The following is a 2476-nucleotide window of genomic DNA, read 5'->3' as shown; positions in this document are numbered from 1 at the left end:
GTAAGCGCGGCGTAGAGGCCCTTGAGGCGCGCGATTGATGGTCAACCGGCTTTGTCGGTCTTCCAGCACCAGGGCATGAGGTCGTCGATGCGGCTGTTTGGCCAGCCGTTCACGAGACGGGTCAGCAGGTCGGTGAAGTAGCGCTGCGGGTCGACGCCGTTCAACTTGCAGGTTTCCACGAGGGACGCGACGGCGGACCATCGTGCGCCGCCATCATCGCCTGAGGCGAACAGCGCATTCTTGCGGCTGAGGCAGACCGGGCGGATGGCGCGCTCCACCGTGTTGTTGTCGAGCTCGATCCGGCCGTCATCGAGGAACCGGACGAGGCCCTCGCGGTGGTTCAGCGCATAGCGGATGGCCTGCGCGGTCGGGCTGCCGCTGGGCAGGCGCGCGAGCTGCGCCGTGAGCCAGGCGAACAGATCCTCGATGAACGGCCGGCTCCGTTCCTGGCGGACGGCGCGGCGGACCTCAGGCGCCTTGCCGCGGATCTCGGCCTCGACGGCGTAGAGCGTGGCGATGCGCTGCAGCGTCTCGCTGGCGATCGGCGCCGTCTTGCCCTTGGCCAGCTCGATGAACTCGCGCCGGACGTGGCTCCAGCAGAATGCCAGCGTGATGCCGGCGTTGCTCGCGGCCAGCGCCTTGTAGGCGCCGTAGCCGTCGCACTGCAGGATGCCTCGGTAGCCGCTCAGCAGATCCTTCGCATGCTCGGCGCCACGGCCTGGGGCGTAGTGGAACACCACTGCCGGCGGGTCCGCCCCACCCCAGGGACGGTCGTCGCGCGCGATCGCCCAGGCGAATCCCTTCTTGGTCTTGCCGCGGCCCGGGTCGAGCACCGGCATGGTGGTCTCGTCCACGAACAGCCGCGCTGAGCCCAGCAGGATCTCCCGCATACGGCGCACGACCGGCATGACCTCGCTCGCCGCCGTGCCGGTCCAGTCGGCCAGCACCTCGCGGCCGATCTCGATCCCCTGCCGCGCCAGGATCTGCGACTGGCGATAGAACGGCAGGTGGTCGGCGTAGCGCGATACCAGCATGTGCGCGACCGTCGCCTCGGTCGGCACGCCACCCTCTATCAGCCGGGCCGGTGCCGGCGTCTGCAGCACCACGCCGGGGCAGGCCCGGCAGGCGAGCTTCGGGCGTTTGGTCACGAGCACGCGGAACTGCACCGGGATCACGTCGAGGCGCTCCGCGGCATCGACGCCGATCTCGACCAGCGGGCGCTGGCAGCAAGGGCAGGCCGTTACCTCCGGGACCAGGACCTGCTCGACGCGTGGCAGGTGTGCCGGTAGCCGGCCGCGCCCCTCGCGCCGACGCTTCGCCTGGTTGGCGCGCAGCGCCGGCGACGCCTTGCCCGCCTCAGCCGTGTTGCCGGCCAGCGTCGCCTCGATCTCCTCGAACGCGAACAGCAGCTGGTCCTCGGGGAGCCGCTCCGACTTCGCCCCGAACTGCCGGCGCTTGAGCTTCAGCAGCAGGTGGTGGAGCTGCTCGTTCCGCACCGCCAGCGCGTCGCGTTCGGCCGCCAGGCTGTCGCGCTCGGCGATGACCGACAGCAGCAGCGCGCGCAGCGCCGTTGGATCTTCCGGCAGGCTCGGCATGTCGGCGGCCGCGACGCGCATTGTGCGCGTGATTCTATGCAGGCGCGCTCGGCGTGGGAATCTCCCGCGTCGCCTGGACGCGCCGCCAATCGATCCCGTCGAACAGCGCGGCGAACTCGACCGGCGTCAGACGCAGCACGCCGTCCACGATCGCCGGCCAGCAGAACGCGCCACCCTCAAGCTGCTTCCAGACCAGCACCAGGCCGCTGCCGTCCCAGATCAGGATCTTGATCCGGTCGGCGCGGCGCGAGCGGAACACCAGCACCGTGCCGGAGAACGGATCAGCATCCAGCACCTCGGCAGCCAGCGCCGCCAGGCTGTGCGCGCCCTTGCGGAAATCGACGGGCTTCGTCGCCAGCAGGATCCGTGCGCCCGCCGGCAAGGCGATCACGTCGCTGAGGCCCGGACCGCCCGCAGCACCATCATCAGTTGCGCCTCGTCGGTGCCGGGCGCGACCCGCAGCACGGCGCCTGCGAGTTTCACCTCGATCGCAGGCGTGCCGCGCGCCGGCGTGACCGTCGCCTCAGGCTTCGACGCTGTCGTCTCCACGACGACCGGCACGAAATCCAGCGGCGCGCCAATCCCGACCCGCATCTCCCGCCGCCACGTGAACACCTGCTGCGGACAGATCTGCCAACGACGAGCCACCTCTGCCACGACAGCGTCAGGCTCGAGCGTCTCCGCCACCACCTTCGCCTTATCGTCGTCCGACCACTTCCGCCGGCGACCAGGTCCCGTTAGCATCTCAAGGCGGCGATACCCGCCAGCCTTCGCGTCGTCATTAACGTCGACCATAATGTCGGCCCGAAGCTCCCAGCCCCAGGCCCAACCAGCACATTCACCGCCCGCAGCGGAAGACGGGCCTCTACGCCGCGCTTACC

3 protein-coding genes are annotated in these 2476 nt (G+C 70.0%); all 3 read right to left on the bottom strand.

From position 1 onward, the window contains the following. Positions 1–41: 41 nt before the first annotated feature. The 3 genes from tnpC to tnpA are packed head-to-tail and all read right to left on the bottom strand — an operon-like array spanning position 42 to position 2339. Positions 42–1616: an IS66 family transposase gene (tnpC, locus tag HW577_RS23590; RefSeq protein WP_198378547.1), complete on the bottom strand. Its 1575-nt coding sequence runs from the start codon at positions 1614–1616 to the stop codon at positions 42–44. Positions 1617–1629: 13 nt separating this feature from the next. After that, the gene (gene tnpB, locus HW577_RS23585; RefSeq protein ID WP_198378546.1) at positions 1630–1986 is read right to left on the bottom strand and encodes an IS66 family insertion sequence element accessory protein TnpB; all 357 of its coding nucleotides are present in this window, start codon (positions 1984–1986) and stop codon (positions 1630–1632) included. Further along, a complete protein-coding gene (tnpA, locus tag HW577_RS23580) occupies positions 1983–2339 on the bottom strand; it encodes an IS66-like element accessory protein TnpA (protein WP_232475196.1) in 357 nt (118 codons plus the stop codon). Before tnpA ends, tnpB begins: the two co-directional genes overlap by 4 nt. Between the last annotated feature and the right edge of the window lie 137 nt (positions 2340–2476).

Source organism: Neoroseomonas rubea, assembly GCF_016106015.1.
GTDB classification, from domain to species: Bacteria; Pseudomonadota; Alphaproteobacteria; order Acetobacterales; family Acetobacteraceae; genus Neoroseomonas; species Neoroseomonas rubea.
This window is presented reverse-complemented; position numbering and strand designations above follow the sequence as displayed.

What these genes read in the sequence shown, in the direction of transcription:
- tnpA (WP_232475196.1), bottom strand. Translation starts at nt 2,339, where the DNA reads ATGCTAACGGGACCTGGTCGCCGGCGGAAGTGGTCGGACGACGATAAG.
- tnpC (WP_198378547.1), bottom strand. Translation starts at nt 1,616, where the DNA reads ATGCGCGTCGCGGCCGCCGACATGCCGAGCCTGCCGGAAGATCCAACG.